The organism is Candidatus Nitrohelix vancouverensis, from assembly GCA_015698305.1.
In the GTDB taxonomy this organism is placed as follows: Bacteria; Nitrospinota; Nitrospinia; order Nitrospinales; family VA-1; genus Nitrohelix; species Nitrohelix vancouverensis.
The window spans coordinates 2,353,721-2,379,583 of the sequence record CP048620.1; the positions used below are offsets into that span (position 1 = coordinate 2,353,721).

General features: G+C 48.1%; 27 protein-coding genes. 12 read left to right on the plus strand and 15 right to left on the minus strand.

The genetic code is table 11. From position 1 onward, the window contains the following. Window positions 1-7 precede the first annotated feature (7 nt). Together rnc and G3M78_10880 are read left to right on the plus strand one after the other, a co-directional pair. Entirely contained in the window at window positions 8-721 is a 714-nt protein-coding gene (gene rnc / locus G3M78_10875; protein QPJ65868.1) for a ribonuclease III, read from the plus strand. Window positions 722-757: 36 nt separating this feature from the next. Further along, window positions 758-1,042, plus strand: coding sequence for an antibiotic biosynthesis monooxygenase (locus G3M78_10880; protein QPJ65869.1), 285 nt, complete (start codon window positions 758-760; stop codon window positions 1,040-1,042). A 14-nt stretch (window positions 1,043-1,056) separates the two neighbouring features. Here the strand turns inward: G3M78_10880 and G3M78_10885 are convergent, their stop codons facing one another. After that, entirely contained in the window at window positions 1,057-1,275 is a 219-nt protein-coding gene (locus tag G3M78_10885) for a hypothetical protein (GenBank protein ID QPJ65870.1), read from the minus strand. A 51-nt stretch (window positions 1,276-1,326) separates the two neighbouring features. On the opposite strand from G3M78_10885, the gene G3M78_10890 reads away from it, so the two are divergent. After that, on the plus strand, window positions 1,327-1,572 hold the full coding sequence (locus tag G3M78_10890; GenBank protein QPJ65871.1) for a hypothetical protein: 246 nt from the start codon (window positions 1,327-1,329) through the stop codon (window positions 1,570-1,572). A gap of 3 nt (window positions 1,573-1,575) precedes the next feature. On the opposite strand, the gene mgtE is transcribed toward G3M78_10890, so the two are convergent. Beyond that, entirely contained in the window at window positions 1,576-2,928 is a 1,353-nt protein-coding gene (gene mgtE, locus G3M78_10895; GenBank protein ID QPJ65872.1) for a magnesium transporter, read from the minus strand. 128 nt (window positions 2,929-3,056) lie between these two features. Between mgtE and G3M78_10900 the strand changes: the two genes are divergently transcribed. Together G3M78_10900 and G3M78_10905 are read left to right on the plus strand one after the other, a co-directional pair. Continuing rightward, window positions 3,057-3,299, plus strand: a complete 243-nt coding sequence (locus G3M78_10900; protein ID QPJ65873.1) for a hypothetical protein — start codon at window positions 3,057-3,059, stop codon at window positions 3,297-3,299. A gap of 113 nt (window positions 3,300-3,412) precedes the next feature. Beyond that, window positions 3,413-4,090, plus strand: coding sequence for a pilus assembly protein (locus G3M78_10905; GenBank protein ID QPJ65874.1), 678 nt, complete (start codon window positions 3,413-3,415; stop codon window positions 4,088-4,090). A 238-nt stretch (window positions 4,091-4,328) separates the two neighbouring features. Here G3M78_10905 and G3M78_10910 read toward each other — a convergent pair whose 3' ends face one another. From G3M78_10910 to G3M78_10925, 4 genes are all read right to left on the minus strand, one after another. Next, the gene (locus tag G3M78_10910; GenBank protein ID QPJ65875.1) at window positions 4,329-6,038 is read right to left on the minus strand and encodes a GAF domain-containing protein; all 1,710 of its coding nucleotides are present in this window, start codon (window positions 6,036-6,038) and stop codon (window positions 4,329-4,331) included. A 116-nt stretch (window positions 6,039-6,154) separates the two neighbouring features. After that, complete coding sequence (locus G3M78_10915) at window positions 6,155-6,958, minus strand: hypothetical protein (protein QPJ65876.1); 804 nt, start codon at window positions 6,956-6,958, stop codon at window positions 6,155-6,157. A 38-nt stretch (window positions 6,959-6,996) separates the two neighbouring features. Then, window positions 6,997-7,668 carry a hypothetical protein gene (locus G3M78_10920; GenBank protein ID QPJ65877.1) on the minus strand — a complete coding sequence of 224 codons (672 nt, stop codon included), beginning with the start codon at window positions 7,666-7,668 and terminating at the stop codon, window positions 6,997-6,999. A gap of 113 nt (window positions 7,669-7,781) precedes the next feature. Beyond that, complete coding sequence (locus tag G3M78_10925; GenBank protein QPJ65878.1) at window positions 7,782-8,198, minus strand: EVE domain-containing protein; 417 nt, start codon at window positions 8,196-8,198, stop codon at window positions 7,782-7,784. Between the two features lie 210 nt (window positions 8,199-8,408). On the opposite strand from G3M78_10925, the gene G3M78_10930 reads away from it, so the two are divergent. From G3M78_10930 to G3M78_10940, 3 genes are all read left to right on the plus strand, one after another. Then, window positions 8,409-9,359 carry a nucleoid-structuring protein H-NS gene (locus G3M78_10930; GenBank protein ID QPJ65879.1) on the plus strand — a complete coding sequence of 317 codons (951 nt, stop codon included), beginning with the start codon at window positions 8,409-8,411 and terminating at the stop codon, window positions 9,357-9,359. Window positions 9,360-9,423: 64 nt separating this feature from the next. Then, complete coding sequence (locus G3M78_10935) at window positions 9,424-10,062, plus strand: bifunctional 4-hydroxy-2-oxoglutarate aldolase/2-dehydro-3-deoxy-phosphogluconate aldolase (protein ID QPJ66835.1); 639 nt, start codon at window positions 9,424-9,426, stop codon at window positions 10,060-10,062. Window positions 10,063-10,104: 42 nt separating this feature from the next. Further along, complete coding sequence (locus G3M78_10940) at window positions 10,105-10,368, plus strand: hypothetical protein (protein ID QPJ65880.1); 264 nt, start codon at window positions 10,105-10,107, stop codon at window positions 10,366-10,368. Window positions 10,369-10,409: 41 nt separating this feature from the next. On the opposite strand, the gene G3M78_10945 is transcribed toward G3M78_10940, so the two are convergent. Together G3M78_10945 and G3M78_10950 are read right to left on the minus strand one after the other, a co-directional pair. Beyond that, window positions 10,410-11,960, minus strand: coding sequence for a hypothetical protein (locus G3M78_10945; GenBank protein QPJ65881.1), 1,551 nt, complete (start codon window positions 11,958-11,960; stop codon window positions 10,410-10,412). Then, the gene (locus tag G3M78_10950) at window positions 11,957-13,954 is read right to left on the minus strand and encodes a c-type cytochrome (protein QPJ66836.1); all 1,998 of its coding nucleotides are present in this window, start codon (window positions 13,952-13,954) and stop codon (window positions 11,957-11,959) included. The genes G3M78_10945 and G3M78_10950 overlap by 4 nt, the downstream gene beginning before the upstream one ends. A gap of 403 nt (window positions 13,955-14,357) precedes the next feature. Here G3M78_10950 and G3M78_10955 point away from each other — a divergent pair, with 403 nt between their 5' ends. Next, window positions 14,358-14,966: a cob(I)yrinic acid a,c-diamide adenosyltransferase gene (locus G3M78_10955; protein QPJ65882.1), complete on the plus strand. Its 609-nt coding sequence runs from the start codon at window positions 14,358-14,360 to the stop codon at window positions 14,964-14,966. A 44-nt stretch (window positions 14,967-15,010) separates the two neighbouring features. Here G3M78_10955 and G3M78_10960 read toward each other — a convergent pair whose 3' ends face one another. Together G3M78_10960 and G3M78_10965 are read right to left on the minus strand one after the other, a co-directional pair. Continuing rightward, window positions 15,011-15,307: a (2Fe-2S)-binding protein gene (locus G3M78_10960; protein QPJ65883.1), complete on the minus strand. Its 297-nt coding sequence runs from the start codon at window positions 15,305-15,307 to the stop codon at window positions 15,011-15,013. Window positions 15,308-15,347: 40 nt separating this feature from the next. After that, window positions 15,348-16,223 (minus strand): J domain-containing protein, encoded by an 876-nt coding sequence (locus G3M78_10965; protein QPJ65884.1) that lies wholly within the window; start codon window positions 16,221-16,223, stop codon window positions 15,348-15,350. Between the two features lie 80 nt (window positions 16,224-16,303). Between G3M78_10965 and G3M78_10970 the strand changes: the two genes are divergently transcribed. From G3M78_10970 to G3M78_10980, 3 genes are read left to right on the plus strand one after another with little or no spacing between them, the layout of a single operon-like run. Further along, a complete protein-coding gene (locus G3M78_10970; GenBank protein ID QPJ65885.1) occupies window positions 16,304-17,113 on the plus strand; it encodes a tetratricopeptide repeat protein in 810 nt (269 codons plus the stop codon). Window position 17,114: 1 nt separating this feature from the next. Next, entirely contained in the window at window positions 17,115-17,771 is a 657-nt protein-coding gene (locus G3M78_10975; GenBank protein ID QPJ65886.1) for a TlpA family protein disulfide reductase, read from the plus strand. Between the two features lie 34 nt (window positions 17,772-17,805). Continuing rightward, window positions 17,806-18,792: a methyltransferase domain-containing protein gene (locus G3M78_10980; protein ID QPJ65887.1), complete on the plus strand. Its 987-nt coding sequence runs from the start codon at window positions 17,806-17,808 to the stop codon at window positions 18,790-18,792. Between the two features lie 9 nt (window positions 18,793-18,801). Here the strand turns inward: G3M78_10980 and G3M78_10985 are convergent, their stop codons facing one another. The 5 genes from G3M78_10985 to G3M78_11005 form a co-directional block, all read right to left on the minus strand. Next, window positions 18,802-20,667 carry a motility associated factor glycosyltransferase family protein gene (locus G3M78_10985; protein QPJ65888.1) on the minus strand — a complete coding sequence of 622 codons (1,866 nt, stop codon included), beginning with the start codon at window positions 20,665-20,667 and terminating at the stop codon, window positions 18,802-18,804. 77 nt (window positions 20,668-20,744) lie between these two features. Further along, window positions 20,745-21,509 (minus strand): methyltransferase domain-containing protein, encoded by a 765-nt coding sequence (locus G3M78_10990; protein QPJ65889.1) that lies wholly within the window; start codon window positions 21,507-21,509, stop codon window positions 20,745-20,747. Between the two features lie 60 nt (window positions 21,510-21,569). Then, the gene (locus tag G3M78_10995; GenBank protein QPJ65890.1) at window positions 21,570-23,831 is read right to left on the minus strand and encodes a DUF429 domain-containing protein; all 2,262 of its coding nucleotides are present in this window, start codon (window positions 23,829-23,831) and stop codon (window positions 21,570-21,572) included. Beyond that, on the minus strand, window positions 23,828-24,484 hold the full coding sequence (locus G3M78_11000; GenBank protein QPJ65891.1) for a hypothetical protein: 657 nt from the start codon (window positions 24,482-24,484) through the stop codon (window positions 23,828-23,830). The genes G3M78_10995 and G3M78_11000 overlap by 4 nt, the downstream gene beginning before the upstream one ends. Further along, window positions 24,472-25,617, minus strand: a complete 1,146-nt coding sequence (locus G3M78_11005; GenBank protein ID QPJ65892.1) for an 8-amino-7-oxononanoate synthase — start codon at window positions 25,615-25,617, stop codon at window positions 24,472-24,474. Before G3M78_11005 ends, G3M78_11000 begins: the two co-directional genes overlap by 13 nt. Between the last annotated feature and the right edge of the window lie 246 nt (window positions 25,618-25,863).

The following is a 25,863-nucleotide window of genomic DNA, read 5'->3' on the forward strand; positions in this document are numbered from 1 at the left end:
GCGCGGAATGGTTTCAGACAGTCGTCAACTCGAACTGGATGATCTGCAGGAAAAACTGGGTTACCGGTTTAAAAGTCTTGATCTGCTGAACAAATCGCTGACTCACAAGTCTTACACGCACGAAAACAAAACGCGCGTTAAGCACAACGAGCGCTTTGAGTTTCTGGGCGATTCGGTTCTGGATCTGGTTGTGAGCGAGTTCATGATTCGTGAGTATTCGGATCATGGCGAAGGCGTTTTGTCTAAAATTCGCGCCGCTGTTGTGAATGAATCCTGTCTGGCGGAAATGGCCCGGGCGATCGATCTGGGACGATTTCTGCTTCTGGGCAAAGGCGAGGAAAACACCAAGGGAAGGGAAAAAAGTTCTCTCCTTGCCAATGCTTTCGAGGCTCTTGCAGGCGCCTTGTATGTGGATGGCGGTCTGGAGCCGGTTAGAAAATCCCTGTTTCCTTTATTGAAAGTTGAGATCGAAGCGCTGGAAAACTCGCAGAATTATCGCGATTATAAAAGCGATTTACAGGAATACACTCAGGAAAAGCTGGTTTGCATTCCTATCTATAAGGTGGTTCGGGAATCGGGGCCGGACCATGACAAGCGTTTTGAAGTGGAAGTGACGGTTAACGACCGGGTTGAAGGCAAAGGGATTGGCCGTAGTAAAAAAGAGGCGGAACAGGTAGCGGCCATGATGGCCTTGAGGCAGTTTCAATCCAAAAACGATTGAAACTATTTTTCAATTATTCAAAGGGGAGGGGATGGTATGGTCACGATTGGAATGAATTATAAGGTGATTCCGGGAAAAGAAGAAACATTTGAGAAAGCATTTGCCAGCGTGCTCAAGGTCATGGAAGAGGGCGAGGGGCACACGAAATCTGCTTTGTATAAAGATGTGAGCGATGCGCAGTCTTATTTGATCGTGTCCGAGTGGAACTCAGAAGACGCTTACCAGACTTTTATCAACTCGGGTAAATTTGCCGAAGTGGTTAACTGGGGAAAAGAAAATATCCTGGCGGGTCGCCCAAGCCACACGATGTACAAGCATTGATTGCCTGGAGTCGTTCAGGGTTCGTACTTCGGCGTGTATTCAAATTCGCCGTTTTTAATACAGCGAACGACTTTTTTGTAAAAATGTTCCGTATCATGCGGGAGATGGTTGTCTTCAGGTTTCCAGCGGATTTGCACAATTTTTCCAGAAGGACCTTCTATGATACCGGTGACCTCTCCCGTATTACGTGACAGGGGTTCGAAGAGAACGTCTCCAACTTTAAGTTTTCCCATTGAGTAGCGCCTGTTATAGATATTGATCTGTGAATTTTATTGAGGATTACTATGGAAGATTATATCGTAATGTCCGCCATGTATCCTACCATGACGTCGGGAAAAGTGGACAAATTCCTTGTCAAACAAGGAGACAAGGTGATTCCTGGAATGGCGGTCGCTGAAATTATTTCTGAAGGCTACTTCACGCTTCTTTCGGAATTCGAAGGCGTCGTCTCCGAAGTTTATGTGACAGAAGAAGAGTATGTTGAGGTCGACACTGTTCTGATGTCCATCGAACTTGCAGGCGGAGAATAGGTTTTAGACAAAGCCCAGGATGAGTTTCGCCGTCATGAGGTAGATGAAAATTCCCATGATGTCGTTGGCGACGGTTACAAAGGGGCCTGCGCTGATTGCCGGGTCAATCCCGAATTTCATAAATATCGTAGGCGCCAGCGAACCCACCAGACTGGCGACAATGACAGCCAGCATGATGCCGGTTCCCACCACCAGCCCTAAGACCGGCGTGGTATTCAGTAACGGTCGGGCAACCATTGCAATAAAGACACCGCACACAAGGCCAAAGATCACCCCGTTGGCGGCGCCGACCAACACTTCGCTACGCACGACAGTTCGCAAGTTGTCATCTTGCACGTCTCCCGTCGCCATGCCGCGAACAATGACCGTTGCGCCTTGAATGCCAACGTTGCCCGCCAGCCCGATGACAAAGGGAATGAAAAACAGGATCGTCGCAAATTCAGATATTTGAGATTCGAAAAAACCCAAAATTGAAGCGCTGAGCATTCCGCCGATGAAGGTGATGAACAACCAGGGCGCGCGCGTTGTGATTTTGTTGATGGTTCGTTTGGCGAAAGGGTCTATTTTTGCCGTACCGACCATGGTGAAGATATCTACGCTGGCGATATCCTGCATGGCGCGGATGACGTCGTCGAAGGTGACGACGCCTTGCATGATATTGTCTTCATTCACTACCGGAATGGCGCTCAAATGTTCGTTGTCCATCAGGTTTGCGATTTTGTCGCAGGTATCGTCCAGCAGAACTGTAGGCGTATGTTCCCGAACGAAACTGGTTGCCGGCGCGAATGCGGGAACGTTCAACAGATCGCGGAGTTTAAAAAAACCGGCAAGCTCTCCATTGCTTTTGATCACATAAAAATACGGAGGCATCTCGTGATTGGACTCGCGCTTCAATTGAACCAGAATGTCGGTTGCGGTCTGGGTGGGGGAGACGCGGTAGAAAAGCGGCGTCATTAATCCGCCCGCCGTTTCCTCGCCGTAGGTGATGAGGTTTTTGATGACATCGGCGTCCTTCTTGCCCATTTTATCCAGAAGTTCCTCTTGAACTTCTTCTTCATATTCCTTTAAAAGGTCGGCGGCCTCGTCCACCGGCATTTCGTCCAGCAGGAAAGCGAGATACTCCTTATCGAGCGAGTCCTGAATTTCGTGACGACTGTCCCGGTCGGTCTCGTAGAGAAGGGTCTGCCTTTTCTCATCCGAATCGAGCGCGTGGAAGACCTTGATTTTTTCCTCTACTGTCAACTCGTGCAAGAGACGGGCGATCTCAAAAAAATTCATTTCATTGAGTGTCGCGACGATCTCTTCCTGAGGCTTCTCTTCGGCGGAAAACAGACCTTTTATTCTTTCAACGGGCATGGTCGGCTCTGATTCTTGTTGAAAATAACAACATTATTTTTAAAAGTACTTTATCGCAGGGCTTGAAATCGAGTTATAATAGAATTGTAATAAGCTTTGCTTATCAACAATCTACTGATTGAGGAATCATGGTAATCAATATTTCGCACGAGGATAAATTAAAGTATAAAGAGCGTATCAAGGGCCAGCAAGTTACGAAAAGGCGCAATCGCACTACTATACTATCAGATAAGACAAAGGGGAAAGCCCTAAAACAATCCAAGATATACGCCAGCGTTTCGGAAATGGATGGCGATGTGCAGGTTGATGAGCATTTCAAAATGAACGACAACTACATGAGGACGGGTCCTTACACTCCCAAGAAAAAATAAAGCGTTATCGACGGCATGATTACATGCATCAGCCAAGAAAAGGTCGGACAGTTATGTCTGGATAGAGTGATCGTCACAGCGATCCTTTTTAATGTTGAGAGTTAGATTCAGTTATGGAAATTCTACATCGTGGTGATCTGGAACAAGGAGGATTTGCGGACCTCAGAGAATATTACCTGGTAGAGGACCCCAGGGCTCTGGGTGACGATATTGAAGAAACATCCTGGCGGGGGATAGGCAATTTCGCTTATCTGGCGGATTCTAAATACAGTCCCAAAGGGACTACAAGAATGCACAGTCACAAGGAAATTGATGTTATTACTTTCGTTTTGGAGGGTCGGCTTTTGCACGAGGGTTCGTTGGAAAACGGACAGGATCTCTCTGAATCGCAGATACAGGTCCAACGTGCGGGCGGTGAAGGCTTCTCTCATAACGAGATCAACCCTGATGATATCGAAAACAGGGTACTCCAGCTTTGGGTTCTTCCAGAAATCGAGGGAGAACCTGCTGGCTACAAATTGTATCAACCTGATTGGGGAAAGGTGACGCGGATATACGGTGGCGCCAAAGATCAAAGCGAAACTTTTGACAGCCATACTTTAGTGGATGTTGCAAAGATGAAGGAAAGCCAGAGCTTTAAAGTAAAAGGAGAGTTTATTGCTTATTTAAGCTTAGGCGAAGGCATAGCAAATGATCTAGAAATTTCTGAAGGAGACTTGATCCGTGGTAACGGATTACATTTTAAAGCGAAGCAAAAATCCCAATTAGTTTTGGTTCAATTGAATGAATGAGGTCTTTAAAATTTTACAGCACTGACAGCTGACCGAAGAAGGGTAGCTGTACGATCACATTTTGTTACTACAGGTTTCAAGTCGAATCGCATTCTGGCCCTTGCTGGCAAACCCAGCGGGGGCTTTTTTTTATTGCCGGTACGCGATTCGCGCAGACATTATAGAGTCAGCTTTCAGACCAGCGTCGCAGTGGGGAAACTAAACTAATGAGGTGTAGATTGGGTTTGGACAGAGTCCGTTAATTTTTAACGGCGGCGCTGTTTTCCACTTCTTCAGCGTCTTGAGGCTCGGGGCTGGGTGGGGTTTCGTATTGCAGTTTGTATTTGTCGTAAACAGATTCGTTGATGAACAGTTCGACGAGATCGTTGTCGAGTTCTCCATCCTTTGCCATACTTCTCAAAATCTTGTAGACCACATTGAGAGGCATGGCTTTTTTGTAGGGCCGGTCTGCGGCGGTGAGGGCTTCAGCGATGTCGGTCACTGCCATGAGTTTTCCTTCAAAGGGAATTTCATCGCCCTTTAAACCGAGTGGGTAGCCTTTGCCGTTGATAAACTCGTGATGCGCTCCTGCGAAATGAGGAATGTTTCTCAGTTTTTTCGTGAAAGGAATCTGGTTTAACATTTTGAGCGTTACGGCGGCGTGGTCCTGCATTTTCTTGCGTTCTTCTTCGGTGATACTACCGCGACGGATCGACAGATTGAGGAGTTCATCTTCATCGAGGAAAGGGCGTTCGTTGCCATCTTCGTCGATGTAGCTCATTTTGGAGATCACTTTGAGTCGGTCGATTTTTTCGTCTTCGAGGAATTCCCCCGGTTCATTGCATTTGTTGATGAAGGTTTTGACCTCCTTGATCTCATCAATTTTTTTTCTCATCTCGGCATCGATTTTCTGGATCACTTCCTGAGCGGCGCCTTTCTGCGCCATCTCGAATTTTTTCTCAACGCCCTTGAGTTTGACTTTCTGCAACAGGTAATCCATGCGGACATTGATGTACTCGATGCGATCAAAAATAGTCTGTAGTTTTTTAGCTTTTTCGACGATCTCGACAGGCGTTGTGACTTTTCCAATATCGTGCATCCAGGCGGCAATGCGGAGTTCGTAGAGTTGCTCGGAATTGAATTTGATGTCTTTGAAGCGACCCTCGGCCTGATCGTTGATGACGTCTGCGAGAGTGAGGGTCAGGTTGGCCACACGGCGGATGTGTCCTCCGGTTACGGGGGACTTTTCGTCGATTGCTGTTGCCATGACTTGCACGAACGATTCGAACAGGTTGGTCATGTCCGATATCAGGGTGGCGTTGGTGACGGCGACGGCGGCTTGCGATGCCAGTGATTCGGTCAGGTTCTCGTAGTCGGGCGAGAAGGTGATGACCTCCATGGTCTTCGGGTTTTGCGCGTTCAGCAATTGCAATACGCCGATGATATCGTCCTCGTGATTACGCATCGGCACCACCAGCATGGATTGCGAGCGGTAGCCGGTGGACTGGTCGAATTTCTTGGGACCGGTGAAGTCGAACAAGTCGGTATCATAAACGTCGGGTATGTTGACCGATACGCCTTTGATGGCGACAAAAGCGGAAACGTTGGTTTCCGTCAGTTCAACGGGATCGAAGGGGATTTTACCGCCCGTCTTGCCGCCCATTCGGATTTTCAGTTTGTCGTTTTGAACAATTTTGAATTTGAGCTTATTGTCTTCCATCAGATACAGGGTGCCCGCATCTGCATGGGTGAATTGACGCGCCTGGTCGACAATCATTTCCAGCAATTGATTGAGATCGTGAACACCCGACAGGGCTCGACCGATATCAGATAATTTTTTGATCTGATTGGCGAGGCGATCCGCATAAGTCTTCACTTCGAGGACAACGCTGGTCAACAGTTCGTTGAGGTTTTCATCCTCTGAAAGTTCAATTTTATGATCGTCGGTTTTGACTGTCCGTGAGTTCATGGATTGCGTTTAAAAATGAGTTGTGTCGCATTGATTTACATCTATTATCAAACAAGGGGGCGCAAAAATCAAAAGAATTGTCTCTACGGGACTGCGTTTCCCGGCAACTGGGGGTTTTACAAATAGTCCTTAAGGAGTAACGGTTCTTCGGTTTGCCATATTTTTTTACCGCAAACATTGATAAAGACTGAGTCCGGATTTTTGAATAATACCAGGTGCGACTCATAGAGATTTTCTTGACGCGTTCGACTGTCGCCGTACAATTCTTTTTCCTCATTGAAAATGCCGTCTTCAAATTTTTTGATTCCTTCGCTAGTCGGGCAGTTTTCAAAATAAGATCGCACCAGGGGGTCTTCGATATTTTCCGGGTTTTTTGCAACTTTTCTTAACAATAATTTGATGCCGCGCGATGAGGGAGATTCAAACAGACCGGCTCGAATACAGGCGTGTTTGGATTTGCCGGGTTCCACGGTCCATTTTTCGATGGCTTCTTTGGAGTAGCCCATGGCTCCGTATGAAGCGAGCTGGTGCTTGATGGTGTAGAAGGTGGAGTAGGCAACAATGGTTTTCACATTCAGGCGATCTTCCAGTTGGGGAATCGGGTCAAAAGAAAGCTGATTGGATTTTGCAATCTTCTCCGCAGTGGCGTTGCCAATGGCGGTTCCGACTTCGCCGAGCGCGGTGGCGTAGAACATGTAATCAAACTCGCCAGAACTGAATTGCTCGATACGGTCCACGCATTCCGGACTGGTGATATCGCCGAACAGGGTTTCGTCTGCGCCTTCAATCGTGAAGCCGGGAATTTCTTTGCCATACCAATTGGCAAGAATTCTGGCTTCAGAACCGAAATGGGTTCGAATGGCTTCTATGGCCGCAGTTCCCATAACGCCGGTGCCGCCAATAATCAAAAAATTACTCATGTATCGTCTCCGTTTCAAATAAATGCGATTCCCGGGTTTCAGGATCCGCCGTGGTTTTCATCCATATCCCAATAGGGGGCCTGTGCATTTTCATAGATGGCCTGAGAGACATAGGAATCGGTTTTGCAGAAATTCTTGATATTTTCTAACAGGTTGCTAGCGATGCTTAAAAAATCGCCTGCGTTACCTGTATCCATTGCGGCGTTGAGTTCAAAATATTCTTTGAACAAAGCCAGTGATTTTTGAATGGAGTATTGAACGGTTTCGGGCTTGAGTTTTCTGTGCTCGCTCTTTTTAGAGAAGTGATAAAACTTGATCCATTTATCCAGTTCTTCCGGAGATTTGCCCAGGTCGACCCAGAATTTTTTGAACGACTCGGCGTTGGATTTGTCGACTTCCTGGGTGATGTAACGAGCCAGTTCATTCAGAGGAATTCCGTCTTGCGAAGTGCAGAGGAATTTTAAATTGTACAGTGTTTCGCGCAACTCTGTGTCGAGTTTCAGGGCGATTGTCGAATCGTCGCGCAAGTCGCTTCTTTTTTCAAACTGCGCCCAGATGCCGCCTGTCATGCCCGGTTCGTTCAGATACCTGGCGTGAGTTTCGAGGCGCTTCAAACAGTCTGCAATTTTTTCATCGACTGCAAAGACTGTGTTTGGAATACATAAGAAGATGCTGGTGAGTAGGAGTATGAGGCTTCGTGGTATCGTCATAGGAGCTTTTGGGATAGCAGGAAGGGGAAAAATATCGTGATTGTTTTGAACAACCTCACAAATTTATACGCGCTGAATTGACAAGTCAATCTTCTTTTGAGTGAAGCGCTGCATCAGGGCAGGCGGGTTTCGCCCAGTTTCATAATGATGTTGAATTCTTTTGCGGATAACGGCATGACTGACAAGCGGGACTGTTTGATCAGCGCGACGGATTCCAGACCCTTTGCCACTTTGACCTGATCCAGGGTAACCGGTTTCTTGAAGGTTTCTATTGGCTTGAGATCGACCACCACCCAGCGTTCGTCGTCTGTTGTCGGGTCGGGATAGCTTTCGCGACAAACTTCAGCAACGCCAACCACTTCCTTGCCGATAATGCTGTGGTAATACAGGACCTGATCGCCTTTTTTCATTGCCTTGAGGTTGTTGCGAGCCTGATAATTTCGCACTCCGTCCCAATGGGTTTTGCCGTCTTTGACAAAATCCTCCCAGCTATACTTGGAGGGTTCCTGCTTGACTAACCAATGATTCATGAAATTCTCCAGCATTTGCAGCCATCAGTCTTTGCCCGGTTTACTGACAGTGAAGGGCTTGTTTTAATCAATTTCCAAAAAAAATAAATATCTAATTGACCCGCAGAGATTAACTCAATATAATCAAGCAATTCAAACTTTATTTTAGCGCAATAATTATTCGGCAAAAAAGATCGTCAAGACCTTATTCATTGCCAGAGGTTAACTATCATGTTTCGAAAAGAAATCAAGGTTTTAGATTGCACCATTCGTGACGGTGGTTTGATGAACAACCATCAGTTTTCAGATGAATTTGTTAGCCGCGTGTTCCAAGTCGTGAATGCCGCAGGTGTGGATTATATAGAATTGGGTTATAAGGCGGATGAATCCCAGTTCAGCAGAAACGAATTTGGACCGATGAAATTTTGTTCCGAAAAGGACATCGAAACGGTTGTTGGAAAAAGCGAGAAGAAATCAAAAATTTCCGTCATGGTCGATATCGGCCGCGTAAATCCTAACGATATTCCACTCAAGAGCGAAAGCCTTGTGGATATGATGCGTATCGCGTCCTACACCAAGGATATCGACAAGGCGATCGATCTTGTCAACAGCATCAAGAACAAGGGATACGAAACCACGATCAACATCATGGCTGTTTCGCATGCGCGTGAGAATGAGCTGGAGGAAGCGCTGGAGCAGATCGAAAATGAAAGCCAGGTGGATGTCGTTTACCTGGTAGACAGTTTTGGCGCATTGTACTCAGAGCAAATCACTTACCTTGCTAAAAAGTACAAAAGAATTCTGAAAACCCGCGAACTCGGAATCCACGCGCACAACAATCAACAACTGGCGTTTGCGAACACCATCGAATCGATCATCAATAACATTAACTACCTTGATGGAACGATCCTTGGAATAGGCCGGGCGGCAGGCAACTGTCCCTTGGAGTTATTGCTTGGTTTTCTGAAAAACCCAAAATATGATTTGCGCCCGATTCTGGAAGTCCTCGAAACGGATTTTGTCAAATTGAGCAAAGAGATTGAATGGGGATACACCATTCCCTACATGCTGACGGGTATCATGGATCTCCACCCGCGCTCTGGAATGAAATTGCGCCGTTCGGAGAATAAAGATGCTTATCTGGATTTCTACGAGCAATTGATCAACGAAGCCAGCGTTTGAATCTGAATTTCAAGCGATGCGTTTGTTTTGAAGTCGGCGCGTGAAACCCCTGCAATGCGATACCATGTTTGACTGGAAAGAGTTTCACGCCTTACCCGTCATGGGAATTTTGCGCGGCGTGGATGAGGCGTCACTTCCCGGCGCGCTGGAGGCTTCGGAACGAGCCGGTCTTCGATTCATTGAAATCACACTCAACACTGCGAACGCGCTTCAACTCATCCGCTCGATAGATCGGCGTCGCTTCAAATCCCTGTGCGTGGGCGCGGGTACGGTGTTGAGTTTGCAGGACGCCGACTCTGCCGTAAATAGCGGAGCGGCTTTTCTCGTGTCTCCGACCTTGAACGAACAGGTTGCGGCTTTTTGTCAGGATAGAAAAATCCCCTATTTTCCCGGAGCGCTTACTCCCACTGAAATTGAAAGGGCCTGGAACGCTGGCGCGTCGATGATCAAGGTGTTTCCCGCTTCACAAATGGGGCCTGATTATTTTAAGATGATCAAAGGGCCGTTCCAGAACATTCCTTTAATGGCCGTCGGCGGCGTGAACTTTGAGAACAGCCAGCGCTATTTGGCGGCGGGGGCTTCTGCGCTGGCTCTGGGCGGATCGATCTATTCTCCTGAGCGTCTGCGGGCCAAAGAATTCGACAAGATCGAAAACGATATCAAGGCATTTTTACAACCCGTCTCTGATTTTATTTCCCGATAATATTTTTTTTGATTGCTCACGTTTGAAGCGAGGCTTGGAATCATGGCTTTTGATTTTATGAAAAATTTTTTGATGCTGGAAGATGAGGAGAAGTTCGCGCGGCTTTGCGAAACTTTAGAAGAAGCGTTGAACGATGTGGAGAGCCGGGATGGCAAGTTCTCTGATCTGGAAGTGATGCAGGCCCTTGATTACATCGGTTTCAATTTATTCCGCGACGATTGGGAAGAATTTAAAAAAATGGATATGCATCGAAATCTGGGCGGGACCGATTTCAACGGGGCCAATTCAAAAAATCAAATTCATTAAGTTGTGTTGGCTAAGGGCTTCTATGTGTTTTGGAGGCGCGTTTAATTTTTAGAAATTTTTTCAAACTCTCCGATGCGTTCCATCAAGTAATGCATCTTTCGGTCCAGAGTTGTGATGTGACGACCGATTTCATCGATTTCCTTTTTTTCCTTCGTTAGATAGACCGACTTGCATTTCTCCAGGTGCTGGCCGATATGCTCGATCATATCGTGTACTTCCATGCTTTCGATGGACAGGTCCTCTACCTTTTCATGGATGTCCTCCCAGACTTCTTCGGAATCTTTGCTGGTAGATTGAAGTTGTTTTGCGGTTTGTTTCTTTTTAGCCTTGAACAGCAGGATGGCGATCCCTGAGAAAACCAAACCTACCAGGCCCAATGTTGCCAGGTCCACCAGCAGTACAAAATACGAACCGAAATAGCGACCGGTGTGTAATTCGGTGATGAATTTCACCATATCCATTTTGCGGACAAGGGGTTTGGAGTGCATCCCGTTTCCCTTGATTGGAGGGTGGATCCAGCTTTCTCCCGCATCGCTGGAAATGAACAAGCCCTGATTGGAGCCAGCCAGCAAAAGGGGAGCGCCTTTCGAGATGCTGTGGAAACTTGTGAGTTCCGGCGCGAAGGAGAGCCCGAGCGCTTTCCAGTCCAGATCCAAAACCTTCCAGTCGTCTCCGCCATTTGTGCTGTGTAAAATGCGTCGATCTGTGATGGCGTGCAGTTTTGCGATGTTGTCGGGGTCGGCAATGATATGTTTGAGAGGTCTCAAGTCTTTCTCTTTCGACTTCAACCAGTTTCTTCCCGCATTGAAGGTCCGGTGCAGTCCTTCTGCAGAACCGCCATAGAGGAACTCCGGGTCGGATTTAAGCGATATCATAACATCGAGAGGCGGGAGCATGTCGCTCCACACGTCTTCCCAGTGTTTTCCCGCATTCAGACTCCTGTAAATTCCTTTCGCCATCAAGACATAAATGGTCTGCGGGTCATTGCCTGAAAAGATGATCCGGTGCGCTGGATTGTCATCATCTATCAATAGGGGGCTCCATGATTCGCCGGCGTCGTCGGAGTGATAAATGCCGCCGTCGGTCGCCGCAAGAAGGGTGTCGCTGTCGCCAGGGTGGATCGCGAGATGATTGATCGTTGGGCTGGAAAGTCCGCTCGCCGCATCGAACCATTCAGGCCAGCTGATTCCGCCGTCGTCGGATTTAAAAACGCCGCCGGATGTTCCTGCGTAAATTGTAGGCGAATCAGGAACCACCGCAAGCGTACGCACATCCTGAACAAACAGACCCTGATCGTGCCGGTTCCAATGCTTTCCCGCATCGGTGGAGACATAAAAGCCGTGATGCGATCCGAGATAAATCCGGGAGCCGTCGCTGGAAGAAGCGATGGCTTGAATGGCCGTTCCTGTGGAGCCGACTTCGAAATATTTGTCCGGGAGAAAATCGCCTTCAATTTCCTTGTGGTTCAATCCCAGAGACTCGTAATGCATGAGAAGAACTCCGGTGATCGAAAGTAGCAGAATGAAGGCGGAACAAACCGCGCCCGCCCAGCCATGCAGTATTCTGGATTTTCTGAAAAATCGTATGTTCAAGAGAGTCCTTTTTTCTCGTCGACTGCAAGCCCTGACTGGGCAAGACGATCAAACTCATTGAGAAAACGATTTTCGACGGCGCTGACATGGTCGTACAGTTCATGAACTTTGTCGTCGATCTCTTTCAAATGTTCGGACAGTTCTTTAAGGTCCTGGTCTTTGGTATCTTTTAAAAACACTTCGCAACGTCGGGCGTGCTGGGAAATATGTTCAACCAGATCGTGAACCAGAGTGATGTCGTTTTGAATTTTCCCGGTTTCTGACTGAAGCTGTTGCGTTTCCACTTCCGGTTTGATGACGAAGGTGTAGAGCAGGGCAAATACATAGGCCAGCACCAGTACGGCTTGGCCGATGAATGTCTCCCAGGTCGGGTACATGCCCAGCCATGAAATTTCCGGAGCGAATTCGGCGGCGGTGAGCGAGACCTGTTCGCCCATCTGCAACTCGTGGATTCCCTTGCCCATGAAAACAAATGCCATGAAGTAGAGGAAGACGCTGGTGACGGCGAAGAACCATTTGACCGGAATGCGCATTCCCAGCTTGCCTATCAAATAGTACACAACGAACAGCAAGAGACAACCAACGACAAAGCCGGGAACGATGCCGCCGGTTTCGTCGCCTGCGTAAAGGTAGAGCGCTTTATAGAATAAAACGGTTTCGAAACCTTCGCGGTAAACGGACAGGAAAGCGACCATGCCCAGCGCCCACAGGCTTCCGCCGGAAACAGCGTTGCGCATTTTCCCGGTGATATAACTCTGCCATTTAGCCGCTTCGATTTTTGTGACCAGCCAGTAACTCACCCAGAACAGGGCGACGACGGCGACGAGCATGATCCAGCCTTCCATGATTTCCTGATCAACCCTGCTGATCTTGAGCACTTCATGGAGAATGTAGGCGGTGACGAAACTCAAAAGAATACCAATGGACGCGCCGGAATACACCGCGCTCAGTTTGTCGGCATTGCGCGATTTGGTCAGAAAGGTGATGAGCGCGGCGATGATCAGTATCGCCTCGAAACCTTCTCGCACGATGATGGAGAGGGATTGCAGGAACAGACCCGTGAATCCGATTTTTTCAATGAGGACGTTTTGTGCTTCGCCAAGGTTTACATTGATGCCGTCATAAATGCTCTTGATCAAATCCTGAGAGGCGTTGCGCTTGATCTCGGCTCGATACCTGCTGAATGAAGACTCCAGTTGCAAACCGAGATCTTTCTTTTTGCTGGTCAGGCCTTTTTCGATGCCTTCATAAATCATATAGGCGTCAAACGCCATTTCCGCGGCGGCCTCGGTGTCCCCGTCCTTGAATAATTGCAGGCTTTGCGCCAGGTAGTCGCGCGTTTGCTGAATCGTGTCCTCAATGCCTTTTGCGGCGTTGTCGGCGGCGTCTCCTTGAACAACCGGGATCACTGGATTGGCGTTTGAAAAAGTGCGAATGAAAAAGGTGACGTCCCAGATTTCCGGTTCGGTGAGGAATTCCGCCCAGCCGATCATCCCGGTGTTGGCGATGCCGACATTGATGACCTGAAAATTATCGTAAGGATTGCTATGCTCGTCTCCCGTAATATTGGGGTCGGAGAGGACTGCGGGGGCAGGGTCGAGAGTTGCCGCCAGTGGCCCGTCGCCGTTGCCTTCGGCGCCATGGCATAACACGCATCGATTTTCATAGATTTTTCGGCCATTATCAAGGGATACGGGCTTTGTCGGTTCCACTTTCAGTTCAACTTTGAACTGATCCAGTATGGCGGCGTTCAAACGCTTGACGCCAACGCTGATTTCTCCCGGGTCGGATTTTGAGTTGACCAGTTCTTCCAGTCGTTTGAACTCGGCTATCGAGTTTTCGCTCTCGGAGGCGGGGGATTTTTTTGCAAGATCCTGATAGCGGCTGAAGGCCTGGTTCAAAAAAATCTGGCTTTCTTCGTATTCTGCGGCGTTAATGATCTCTCCCTTATCGATTGCCAGCCCATATTCTATGGCGACAATATTCATCATCATGACAATCTTTTTCACTTTCTTCTCATCTGCGGGTGAAGCCGCCAGCAGGGGAGAGGCGAAAAGTGAGAAGATAAACACGGCCAGGAGAATGCGAAAAGGGAGTAAGTGTTTCATAAAATTGAGTTTCCTATGATTCCAGTAATTAGTATAAAAAGCGGCAGAGTATTATTCATGTATTATAAAGGTAAGAATATTTGATTATAAATAAAAATGATAATTATTATCAATAAAAAATATATTTTATTTCCCGTATCTGGTCTGGGAACGGAATTAAGGGGAAAAGAAGGCTAAATTGACAAATCGTTTCATTATTCTAAAGATTTAGACTATTTTGATACGATCAGTCGTATTTATTCAAATATCAGTTCCCCTCCTGAATCGAGCGGGGGAAGAAAGAGATCGCATGGTATCAATCAATCGGGTTTACACAAAAAAGGGCGACGGTGGGGAAACAGCGCTGGTTGGAGGCATTCGAGTCGCCAAGGATTGCGTTCGAGTCGAGACTTATGGAACGGTGGATGAATTGAATACCGTCATCGGCATCGCTCGCACCTTCAATATCAAACAGGAAGAGTCACAGCGCCGCGACAAGCTGGATATCATTCTGGAATGCATTCAACAGCGCCTGTTCGATATCGGGAGTATTCTGGCGACAGTTCCGGGCACGGAGAAGGCCTTGAAGAAAGAAGTCTCCCCTGAGAATGTCGAGTGGCTGGAACAGATCATTGACTTGATGAACGTCGAAACCGGTAAATTGAAAAGTTTTACATTGCCCGGCGGGGGGCCTGTTTCGGCTTTTCTGCATCAGGCCAGAACGGTTTGCAGACGCGCTGAAAGGCAGATCATTCGACTGCGGCGTGAAGAGGAGGTCCCGGAACAAATCCTGCCATATATCAACCGTCTTTCAGACGCTCTCTTTGTGTTCAGTCGTTGGGCCACCTTGAGTTTCAAGGAACCGGAATTCTTATGGATACCCAACAAGGGCGATCCAGACGACTGGAAATGGGACTGAGTTTTTAAAATAAAATCTCGATTGCGCAAGGCCTGCGCGTCGCTTTATTTGGCGCGCACGCCTTTCCAGGTGATCTCAACCTCGCCTTTTTTGATGCGAACCTGGCAACCCAGACGCATGCCTTCTTCGAGGTCTTCTTCGAAGAGGTAATCCCTTTCTTCTTCAGAGGGGCGCGAACAATTCTCTCGACCTTTCAGGATCGTCAGTTCGCAGACGCCGCAGGTTCCCTCGGTACAGCCGAAGGACAGGGTGGTTTCAAGCTCCTCGCAGGCTTCGATGAGAGGAGTGCCATCTTCGATTTCGTGATGGATGTTGTCGGGTTTCAAAAAAATCTTTGCCATTCAAATTCCTTAAATAAAAAATCAGTAAAATATTTCGGCGTTAAAGGCCTGTTTCTTTCAATTGTTCTATCAGTTCGGTCTGTTGCGGGTCGAGAACTTTAGGCAGTTTGACCACAACCTGCACCAGTTGGTCGCCCACTTTGGAACCGTTCACCCGGACTCCTTTTCCCGTCAATCGCAATTTGGAGTGACTTTGGGTTCCCGGCGGGATTTTCATCAGGATATTCCCGTCGAGGGTGGGCACTTCAATGGATGCGCCGAGCAAGGCATCTGAGAGGCGTATCTCCTGACTCAAAATGATATCATTGCCCTCCCGTTTGAAGGAGGGATGAGGTTGAACCTGTATTTTCAGCAACAGGTCGCCCGGAGGGCCCCCTGCGGCCAAATATCCCTTTCCAGCGAGACGGATGGTTTTGCCGTCGGTGATTCCTGCGGGAATTTTAAAACTGATTTCCTCGCGCTTGTCCAAGCGCTGAATGGAGACGATTCTTTTGGTTCCCTTGATCGCCTCTTCAAAGGAAATCATCAAGGTCTGTTTGAGGTCTGCCCCGCGGTTGACGCGAAAGCCGCCTTTGCGACCGGAAAAGAAACCTTCGAGATTGGAAAAAGGGTCGGCTCCGGAAAAACCGCCGCCAAAATTGCGGAACACTTCGGAGAAATCGAAATCCCTGAAAACGTCTTCTTGGGTATATTTTTGTCGAAACCCTTCCGCCCCAAACTGATCGTATTGTCTGCGTTTCTTTTCATCGCTCAATACGGCGTAGGCTTCGCTGACTTCCTTGAATTTATCCTCGACCTCCGGCTTGTCTTTATTGCGGTCGGGGTGGTATTTCATGGCCAGTTTCCGATAGGCTTTCTTGATCTCTTCAGGGCTTGCGCCTTTCGGAACGTCCAGAACTGTATAATAATCTTTCATTTTCCTCTAAACTATTGAAAAAATTAGGTTTTTATTCTAACATGAATCCGCTGTCCTGTTTATTATATAAAATCCAAAATATGAAAAAGCCATATTTTTCGACATTTTTTCTGATTTTATCTGCGTTTCTTTCAGCTTGCGCACAAACGCCGCCGCCGACTCAAGAGAACGCTCCTTCGGAAGCGGAAATTCACGCATGGTTTCCGCCGACGCAAAAGGAACTGGAGTTTCGGAAATTGCATCAAAAGGAACTGGATCTCATCGAAGGGGATATTGAGGCTCTGTTCTTTGAGCATGAGAAACACGTTTTGATGGAAAATGAATTGCGCGATTCGGTGGCGCAGGTCGATCCAAAGATCGCGGAGTTACAGGCGAAGACCAATGCGGAAATTGAGGCCTTGGCCAAAAAACGGCAGGACACCGTAAGCGAACTTGATTCGCTGAAGTCTGGCGCTGATAAATTGTCTAAACGGATTGAGGAATACGAATCGATCAAACCGCGCCCTGAATTTTCTCCCGCTGATTATACGCGGGGTATGACTTTATTCAAGGAGCGGGAGTACCAAAAAAGCGTCGATCAGTTTCTGCTGGTGTTAAAGCAAAATCCACCTCAGGCCTTGATGGATAATATTCATTTTGCGATGGGGTCGGCTTACTTCAAAATTAAAAACTATCCAAAGGCTTTGGATCATTTGAATCGGATTGTCTCTGAATACCCACAAGGCGATAAGTGGCATATGTCTTATGTGTTGATGGGACTGATTCACAACACGATGGGCGAAAAGAGCAAGGCGATTTACGGACTGGATCAGGCGTTGAAGAACAACCCTCCGACTCCTGTCATTCGTTTGATCAATCGTCTGATTCGTCTTATAGACAAGGATGCATGATATGGTTCAGTTGAATGAAGCGGCTCCGGATCTGATCGTCGGAGAATGGGCGCAGGGAGCGCCCAGTAATATCAGCCAGGAAGCGGGAAATGTGATTTTGATCGAAGTGTTCCAGGTGAATTGTCCGGGTTGTTTCATCGGCGGTTTGCCCGAGGCGATTGAAGTGTATGAGGCGTTCAAAAATTCTCCGCTCACGGTTTGGGGGCTGGCGACGGCTTTTGAGGATTATGATAAAAACTCCCTTTCGAACTTGAAACTTCTGCTTGAAAGCGGGCAGGTGGTTGGAGAAACCCTGGCGGAATTGGGCCGCAGGAACCTTCTGGATTATGACCGCCTGGGTTATAGCCTTCCATTCCCCGTGGCGATGGACTCGGTCGTGCGTGAATCTCCAAGTCTGGACGAAGCTTCGGTGAATGAGATCATCTATCGAGACATTCCCCAGTTTGATGAAATGACCTCCGCTCTGAAAAACAACGTGCGTCAACAAGTGAAGGAGTATCTGTCGAAAAAAACGCATTCCGCAAAAACCTTCGAGATGTACAAGTTGCGCGGCACGCCGTCGAGTATTTTGATCGATAAAAAAGGACGCTTGCGCGAATGTCTCTTCGGTTCCAGCCTGGGACTCAAGGAGATGGTCGAAGCCTTGCTCAATGAGTGATTTTATATAAAATTCTTAAATTCGGAAATGATCCATGCTGAGTTTTCAGGAAATCGTCGATAAAATTGATCAACTTGAAGAAGCCAATATTCTCGTCGCCGCCTTGCAGTTTCGTATTTATACTCAGCTTGGCAAAGGCAGTATGTCTGCGGCGACGCTTGCCAGGCGCACTAAAACCGATCCCGACGCAACGGCGCGTTTGCTCAACGCTCTGGCGGCGATGGGGGCCTTGAAGAAAAAAGGAAACGCTTTTGCCAATACCAGCGAGACCTATAAACACTTTTCTGAAGATAGCCCGCACTACAAACGCGGCACGGTCATGTTGCGCGAAGACAATCGGCGCGAGTGGAACGGTCTGATTGAGTTAACCAAAAAAGGACGCAAGCAAAAAGATTTCGAAGGAGGCGACGATCCGTTGTTTCGTCGCGAGTTCACCCATGCGATGCATGAGCGCAGTCGGCTCTATGCTCCGGATCTGGTGGAGTTTGTAACTCGAAAACCTGTCGGCAGGCTTCTGGATCTGGGTGGAGGGCCGGGTTCTTATACAGCGGCTTTATTGAAAAAAGATAAGGCCGCGTCAGCGGTTTTGGTCGATCGTAAAGCGACGCTCAAGCAGGCGAAATTGATTTTACAATCTTTGAAAGTTTTGAAACGCATTGAACTGCTGGAAGGCGATTTGTTCGAAATCGATTTCAAGCAATGTTTCGATTCGGTACTGTTTGCAAATATCCTGCACATTTTTTCTCCCGCTGAAAATAAAAAACTGTTGCGCAAGATACATGAAAGTTTGAAGCCGGGAGGGCGGTTGTTGATCGTCGATTTGTTTTTGAAGGACAATCAAATTGAGCCGCTGGAAGCCGCCTTGTTTTCTCTCACCATGCTCATGGCTACTGCGACGGGGAAAAGTTACAGCTTCACTGAAACGGAAACCCTGTTGCGCTCTATTGGGTTTGGAGCTTTTAAGAGGGCAAATCTGGGAAGAGGCTGTAGCGTGATTGAAGCCGTCAAGAAAGCGGGCTAGAATCGAGCGTCATCCCGAGTTGGAAATTTTCTCAAGCTCCTCAAGCATGTATTGGATGGCGTTTTTGAGAACAGGGAAAAATTTGCGGTCTCTTTCAAACAGTCGTTCGACCGTTCCGTTTTGATCGGCGCTTTTATTAATCGCCTGTGTGCTGGTTTTCCATTCAACAAAATCTGCAAAGGCATATTCTTGCAATAATTTCATCATACTTATATCTTCCAGCATCATCTTATAGAAGTTTTCCATCTCATAAGAGAAGCGTTTTTTCTCATCAGATTTTACAAAATCCTTCTGCTCAAATTTCAATCCGAAGTCCTTGAGAATTGCAGCCAGTTTGCTCAGCTTATCGATTTCAGCTTGAATTCCAATCTGAGAAGTAGTCGTTTCGGCGGATTCGTTCGCGTTGTTCTCTTTCCATTCATTTTTTGAATCGCAAATAGTTTCTCTACAATAATTATTAATGAACTCCCTGAGCGTTGTATCGCGCATATCCGGAATGGGGGCGCCGCCTTCCGTTGCGTTGAAACATGAAATTTTATCAGGCTGGGAAGGAATGAACTGATGTTTGTAGGTGTCCAGATTGGTCAATGTGGCGGTCGAACCGCCAAATAAATCCACCGCAGACAGCGTCGTTCCTTGAAAGCGGTTGAAGCGATTTTGTTCGAACTGTTTCACGACGCCTTTTTCAGTGAAATTGTCAATATGCTCGCTGTGGTAAGCGCTGTAGGAGCAGTGTTGACGGTGACCGTCGAAGGCCAGGTCTTGGCCAATGAGCGCGATTGGATTGCAACCGATGTGCTGAGCCAGAGCAAACGCGGCATGAGAAACGGAATGCATGTTTCCCAACGAGCCTTTGGATTCGGTCAGATTCACCAGCCATTTTGACAATTCGATATTTGAGTCAAAGCTCATCATCTTTCCGGGATAATTGTCGATGACTCCGGGAAAAGTGGCGGGATCAAAAACAAGCCAGGGTTTTTTCGGGATAGGCGCCTGCTGAAAAAATTTCAACAACAAGGGCGCCGGGTCCACAGCGATGACAAAATCCGGTTCGATACCCCGGCTGAGCAGAGGCTTCAAAGCCGTGGCGACAGCGATGATCAGGGCGCGGTTTTCCGCCTGTTTGAGATAATTGATATTCTTGTCCAATGAAGGTCCCGCCGATACGATAATGGCAGGCTGATCCTTGAAGGCATTTTCGATCTGATTGATTCCGGAGCTGGATCGAATATGCTTCCAATTCTGAAAAATATTTTTATAGAAGATTTTAGAAAAAGCGGATCGTGTTCCGAGGTTGACCTTGGATTCCTGCAATTGTTTACGTAAACGAGACTCCAGTTTTATCTGTGCATCGGCGTGCAGGGCGGTCAGGGAATGCGTCGTCAGCGCATGGTAACCGTGCAGGCTGAATTCCAGCGCAAGGTCTTCAGGTAGAAGGTCTCTTGCTTCCAAATTGGGGGCGATAAAAAAATCAATATTAGGATTGGCCAATTCAGCGCACAGATCCGAAGTTTGCAACGCCAGCCTGAATAATTCAGGATCATGTTCGAAGACCAGAATGCGATTGCCCTTCGGCGCATTGGCGCACAGGCGTCGAAGGCCGTAAGCCAACTCCAAACCCATGATGATGAAATGGTCTGCGCCACTTTTGATTGCGGTGTCGGTGGATTTACAGGCTTCCCGTTCAGGATCGTAAGCGCTGAGCAGGAATTTTTGTTCGCCAGACGGCAACTGTAGCGCAAGGGTTGGAGCGCCGGAGCGAGCAGGAACGGATCGGTAGGGAGAGGCAGTTGCAAGCCTTGCTAACAAGCGCGCGAGTTCGGGCCGGTGGCGTGTCAGGCATTTTAAATTTTCAGTCCAGACAACTGAGGTCATGGTCGATTAGCGACGAAGCTGTGAACAATAGGAATGATTTTCGCGCCATGCATCAGTTAGAGATGGACGAAAATCATTCAAGGGAGATGCGCGGAAAAATAAACAATCTCCCAGCGAGCCAGAACGCCTTTGGGAGTCGAAAAATTGGCGTCATAATCTCGAATCAGGCGTTTCATCTGACTGTATGATAGTTTTCTTATCGGCGCCGCGCCGATTGAATGTAAGTGTTTTAATAGAGACTGGGTGTTTTGAAAATAAGTTTCTTCAAGTTCTGAAATGGCGAAGTCTATTTTGAAACCAAGCGCATACAGCGATTGCTTGATTTGCTCAAGCGTATGGAAGGTTGTTGGAGAATCAATTCCAGCGACAGCGCGCATTTCCTGAAGCGTCGCCGGGCCGAACAGGTTGAACAGTATCTTTCCTCCCGGATTCAATACGCTTTTAAAATTCTTCAGCGGTGATTCCGGTTCGCTGAACCATTGAAAAACAGCGTTTCCTGTGACCAGGTCGCAGGGGTCAAAATGAGTGAGAGCGGCGTCTCCGCTGATGCAGTTGGTTTGCTTTTTGAAATCGGGATGTTTTTGAACCTGTTCCAGCATTTTGGGAGACAGATCGTTGAGCGTCAGCCGCGGAGGGTTCAGGCGGAACAGGTGTTGGGAGAAAAATCCGGTTCCGCATCCAATTTCCACAATTGAAGCCGGCGTGGAATGAGGAAGAAAACTTGCGAGACGATCCGCCATCAATTTTTGAATCGAAGCGTATTGATCGTAACTTTCTGCTCTCCTGGAAAAACTTTCGAAAATTTTTTCCTGTAGATCGGAGGATGCATTGATAGGTTTCATGGGACTGTGATCGAATGAAAACGGAAGTTTAATTTGCAGGTGTTGATGTTGGCGTCCATCTCATCTGTCGGATGCGCGGCGTTTGGGGTGAAGCCGTTCGGTGACTTTGGTTGGCAAGCTGATGGTGAACACCGAACCTTTTCCAAATTCGCTTTTCACAAAAATATCACCGCCCATCATTCTGCAGAATCGCCGACTGATGGCCAATCCCAATCCCGTTCCTCCCACTTTGCGAGTCGATGAGTCGTCCGCCTGGGTGAACTCCTGAAATAAATTTTCAATTTTTTCTGGAGGAATGCCAATGCCAGTGTCTTCAATATAAAAATGGATCCAGTTGACGTTATTTTCCACCTGCTTGTTGATCGTTAGCGTTATGGAGCCGTTTTCCGTGAATTTGCAAGCGTTTGACAGCAGATTGATCAAAATTTGTTTGACGCGAATCGGGTCGGCGTTGATGTTTCCTATTTTGGGGTCGCATTGCAAATTGATCGTGTTTTTATTTTTCTCGGCAAGCGTTTTAACGGAGTCGAGGGCTTCATTGACCATTCCTAAAATCGGGAAAATCTTGAGGCTGATTTCCATTTTTCCCGCTTCGATTTTAGACAAGTCGAGAACCTCATTGATGAGTCCGAGCAGATGTTTTCCTGAAGAAATGATTTTTTGAAGATCGTCTCCAAAATCATCAAGCTCCATTTCCTGGGAATCTTCAAGCAACATCTCGCTGTAGCCGATGATGGCGTTCATTGGCGTTCTCAATTCATGGCTCATATTCGCCAGAAAAGCGCTTTTGGTGCGACTGGCTTCAAGCGCCTGATCGCGCGCATAGATCAGTTCCCCATTTGATTTTTGTATTTCGTCGATCAGGTTCACGGTGTTGATGGCGACGGCGGCCTGGGAGGCCAGCGATTCGATCAAACCTTCGTAGCCCTGCGAAAACGAAATCACTTCGCTCAAATTTTTCGGGTTGCGCGCATTCAAAATTTGCAGTACGCCGATGACCTCTTCAGAGTAATTACGCATGGGAACCACAAGCATGGATGTGGTGCGGTAGCCCGTGCTTTTATCAAATTTCTTGGGGCCGGTGAAGTCAAAGGGTTTGTAGTTGTAGACGTCTGGAATATTGATGGTGATGCCCTTCATCGCCGAGTAAGCGGATACATTGGACTCCTGCATTTCCACCGGCGGAAAGGTGATTGTGGAACCCGTAGCGCCTCCCATGAAAATATTCAGCGTTTCATTCTGAACAATTTTGAAGGAGAGCGCATTGTTTTCTACAATGTATAAAGTCCCTCCATCGGCGTGCGTTAACTGCCGGGATTCGGTGACTATTTTCTCCAGTAGCGCGGTCAGGTTGCGCTCGCCTGAAAGCGCGCGACCGACATCGGACAGTTTCTTGACCTGACTCATCAGGTTGATGACATGATGATCGGAGACCGAAGACGGGTTGTCGAGATATGTGGATAAAGATTTTTCGGAAGCGTCGGATTGCGTCACCATTTCCTGAACGAGTCTCGGATCAATGATCCATCCTTCCGACTGGATCATGGGGTGCGACGCATTGGGAATGCCATAGCCCTTGCGGCTGTATCCCCAGGCGGCCTGTACGGCGCATAATATCGAATCGAGCACATCTCCGCGCGCGTCCTCCAAAGCTTTGATGACTATTTCCTGATCCACGACGGTCGAAAATCCGAATTCCTGGCTGAATTCTTCGGAAACGATTCCTTTTAATATGGCCTTGCGAGAATCTTCAAATTCCGAGGCATGCGCTCCGGAACCGCTCTTGTATTTACCTGCAAAGCGCCGCGCAACAAGGGCGGGGTAGGCCTCCAGAACGATCTTTTTGGATGCGCCGGGCGCTCCTGGCAATATGGAGACATCGGCTTTTTGCAGGCGCGGGGCCAGTTCGAAAAACATGCGGGCCAGAGGCGCGTTGATCAGTTTCAGAGGGCTTTGGGCTTTGGCGAGGCTGTCTGTCACGCGCATGGAATCTTTTTGCCCGCGTGGAAGAGCGTCCTTGTAGCGTTTTATTTTGGTTTCAAAGCGCTTCCAGCCCAGTTTGGAAATCGCCTGCGTGTAGGCGTTCAATTCGAGAGGAAGGGAGCTTGCGTTGAGAAACTGGACTGGCAGTCCCAATGGGGCATCGATGCCTGCGACCCAGGGGCCGGCTTGAGACAGAATCTCTTCAAACTCTGCAAAGGTCTTGGCGGAGCTGATCTGTTCAATGATCAGCCCATTGGAATTGGAAAAATTTCCCTGGATGCAGGGAATCCGCTTTTTGCTTCCAGGTGAAGATGTAAAATCAATTCCGATAATTCTCATTGCTTCATTTCATCTAAAAGTCGTACTAGCGCCTTCAGCAAAGGCGCTGGGCCATGAGCGGCGTCATCCACAACGTGAAGGTGGGGAATCAGGTTTCGCAATATATCCGAGTCGAGAAAACTGTCGTTGGCGCCCAGAATTGCGATGAAATCTTGCGCCGCCTCAGGTTCGACCTTTATGGATTTTAAAAACTCAAGGCCCTTGATCAAACAATCGGGTTCAGGAATTTCTTCTATCCGGTTTTCAGGGAACGGAGCTTCGCAGGCCTTGTAAAAATCTTTCAAGGCGGATTCGCCGTTGCTGGAACGCCGTTTTAACAAATTCAGAAAATATTTTAGTTTAGATTCGTCGGTTTTGCCACCCATATAATGTTCTTTAGGGAATGCGAGTATGGGGGCCAGGGCGATTTTATGGGCATCGGCGCTTAAAAAAATCCGATGCCGTAACAACCAGAGACTGCCAAGAGAATATCCCAGATACATGTCCGTAGGCTGATTTTTGAGGCGTTGTTGTGCTTCATCTGCATTGAATGGATCGTTTGGATAAATGAGGGTGACATCGGATTCAGGAAATGCGAGTTGCACCTGCTCGCGGAACCATTCCGGCGGAAGCGCCCAGCCACAGACGGCGATGATATTTTTTAAGCTTTCCATTTGCTAAATAAATCGATCATGCGTTGTATATCGGTGTCGCTCAGTCCTGTGTGCAAGGATAGACGCAAGCGTTCGGTTCCGACAGGGACGGTTGGCGGACGCACGGCTCCGATCAAGATATTTTCTTCGAGGAAACGGCGACTCAATTCGACGGCTTTTTCGGAATCGCCGATCATGACGGGTATGATGGGCGAATCAAATGGATTGACCTCATAGCCGATCCGGGTCAATTCCTGACGCACCTCAACGGCGCGTTCGCGCAATCGTTGACGGTCTGGGCTGGCCTTTTGGATCAACTCGATTGCGGCGCTGGCGGCTCCGACCGCAAAGGGGGGGAGAAAGGTTGAGTAGATGTATTCGCCTGCATGGTTGCTCAGGTAGTCGATGACTCCCTTGCGCTGGCTCAGCACATAAGCTCCCATACTGCCGATGGCTTTGCCCAGTGTGCCGATCAGAATATCGACGCTGTCGGCGACTCCCATTTCTTCCGCCAACCCGGCGCCCTTAGCGCCGTAGACGCCGGTTCCGTGCGCTTCGTCGAGTATCCAGATAAAGCCGTATTCTTTCCTCAGTTGGGCCAATCGTTTCAGGTCAGGATAATCGCCGTCCATGCTGAAAACGCTTTCGCTGACAACGAAGAGGGTCTGGTAATCCCCGGCGGCTTTCTTCAATTCATTTTCCAGAGCGTCGAGTTTGAGGTGTTCGTAACGCTTGAATCGCGTCTGCGATCGGTCCAGCGCCTGGATCATGGAATGGTGAATGAGTCGGTCGCAGAGGATCAGGTCATCCGGCCCCGGTAGACGTTTCAATAAAGCCTGATTGGCCATGAAACCCGTATTGAACAACATGCCATGCGGTTTTTGTTTCCAAACTTTTAATTGTTCAAGGAGCGCTTCGTGGCAGGGATGGAAACCGCCGAGAAGGGGAGAGGCTCCGCTTCCGGCTCCGTAAGTTTGCGCGGCGGCGAGTCCCTTTTCATAAACGAGGGGGTGACGCCGCATTCCGAGATAATCGTTTGCGCATAAGTCCAGTACGCCCGAAGGGCGCGTCTGGGTTGATCGGAAACGGTTCTGATCGCGGCGCTCGTTCAACGCTTCTTCAAGTCGTTTGTAAAATATTTCCTGGGAATTCAAAGCTCAAATTTCTTGATACGAAGGGATCGGGACCTATTGCATTCCTGAGAATGACGCTTCATCAATTACCCTGTTAAAATAAGCTCTCTGCGAGAAAGGATCAATTGGAAAAAGCGCTTGGGCGTTGGATAGAAATTCATGCTGATTCATTTTTGTGCTATTTTCTAAATCTCAGCATGGTGATTGTAGCGCTTATAAAGCGTTGATTGGCGCGAACTCGTTTAAGAAAATCATTCGCCAGGCAGG

Excerpts from the sequence above, each read along its gene's own strand:
- rnc (QPJ65868.1), top strand. The coding sequence starts at position 8 with ATGGTTTCAGACAGTCGTCAACTCGAACTGGATGATCTGCAGGAAAAA.
- G3M78_10880 (QPJ65869.1), top strand. The coding sequence starts at position 758 with ATGGTCACGATTGGAATGAATTATAAGGTGATTCCGGGAAAAGAAGAA.
- G3M78_10885 (QPJ65870.1), bottom strand. The coding sequence starts at position 1,275 with ATGGGAAAACTTAAAGTTGGAGACGTTCTCTTCGAACCCCTGTCACGT.
- G3M78_10890 (QPJ65871.1), top strand. The coding sequence starts at position 1,327 with ATGGAAGATTATATCGTAATGTCCGCCATGTATCCTACCATGACGTCG.
- mgtE (QPJ65872.1), bottom strand. The coding sequence starts at position 2,928 with ATGCCCGTTGAAAGAATAAAAGGTCTGTTTTCCGCCGAAGAGAAGCCT.
- G3M78_10900 (QPJ65873.1), top strand. The coding sequence starts at position 3,057 with ATGGTAATCAATATTTCGCACGAGGATAAATTAAAGTATAAAGAGCGT.
- G3M78_10905 (QPJ65874.1), top strand. The coding sequence starts at position 3,413 with ATGGAAATTCTACATCGTGGTGATCTGGAACAAGGAGGATTTGCGGAC.
- G3M78_10910 (QPJ65875.1), bottom strand. The coding sequence starts at position 6,038 with ATGAACTCACGGACAGTCAAAACCGACGATCATAAAATTGAACTTTCA.
- G3M78_10915 (QPJ65876.1), bottom strand. The coding sequence starts at position 6,958 with ATGAGTAATTTTTTGATTATTGGCGGCACCGGCGTTATGGGAACTGCG.
- G3M78_10920 (QPJ65877.1), bottom strand. The coding sequence starts at position 7,668 with ATGACGATACCACGAAGCCTCATACTCCTACTCACCAGCATCTTCTTA.
- G3M78_10925 (QPJ65878.1), bottom strand. The coding sequence starts at position 8,198 with ATGAATCATTGGTTAGTCAAGCAGGAACCCTCCAAGTATAGCTGGGAG.
- G3M78_10930 (QPJ65879.1), top strand. The coding sequence starts at position 8,409 with ATGTTTCGAAAAGAAATCAAGGTTTTAGATTGCACCATTCGTGACGGT.
- G3M78_10935 (QPJ66835.1), top strand. The coding sequence starts at position 9,424 with ATGTTTGACTGGAAAGAGTTTCACGCCTTACCCGTCATGGGAATTTTG.
- G3M78_10940 (QPJ65880.1), top strand. The coding sequence starts at position 10,105 with ATGGCTTTTGATTTTATGAAAAATTTTTTGATGCTGGAAGATGAGGAG.
- G3M78_10950 (QPJ66836.1), bottom strand. The coding sequence starts at position 13,954 with ATGATGATGAATATTGTCGCCATAGAATATGGGCTGGCAATCGATAAG.
- G3M78_10955 (QPJ65882.1), top strand. The coding sequence starts at position 14,358 with ATGGTATCAATCAATCGGGTTTACACAAAAAAGGGCGACGGTGGGGAA.
- G3M78_10960 (QPJ65883.1), bottom strand. The coding sequence starts at position 15,307 with ATGGCAAAGATTTTTTTGAAACCCGACAACATCCATCACGAAATCGAA.
- G3M78_10965 (QPJ65884.1), bottom strand. The coding sequence starts at position 16,223 with ATGAAAGATTATTATACAGTTCTGGACGTTCCGAAAGGCGCAAGCCCT.
- G3M78_10970 (QPJ65885.1), top strand. The coding sequence starts at position 16,304 with ATGAAAAAGCCATATTTTTCGACATTTTTTCTGATTTTATCTGCGTTT.
- G3M78_10975 (QPJ65886.1), top strand. The coding sequence starts at position 17,115 with ATGGTTCAGTTGAATGAAGCGGCTCCGGATCTGATCGTCGGAGAATGG.
- G3M78_10980 (QPJ65887.1), top strand. The coding sequence starts at position 17,806 with ATGCTGAGTTTTCAGGAAATCGTCGATAAAATTGATCAACTTGAAGAA.
- G3M78_10985 (QPJ65888.1), bottom strand. The coding sequence starts at position 20,667 with ATGACCTCAGTTGTCTGGACTGAAAATTTAAAATGCCTGACACGCCAC.
- G3M78_10990 (QPJ65889.1), bottom strand. The coding sequence starts at position 21,509 with ATGAAACCTATCAATGCATCCTCCGATCTACAGGAAAAAATTTTCGAA.
- G3M78_10995 (QPJ65890.1), bottom strand. The coding sequence starts at position 23,831 with ATGAGAATTATCGGAATTGATTTTACATCTTCACCTGGAAGCAAAAAG.
- G3M78_11000 (QPJ65891.1), bottom strand. The coding sequence starts at position 24,484 with ATGGAAAGCTTAAAAAATATCATCGCCGTCTGTGGCTGGGCGCTTCCG.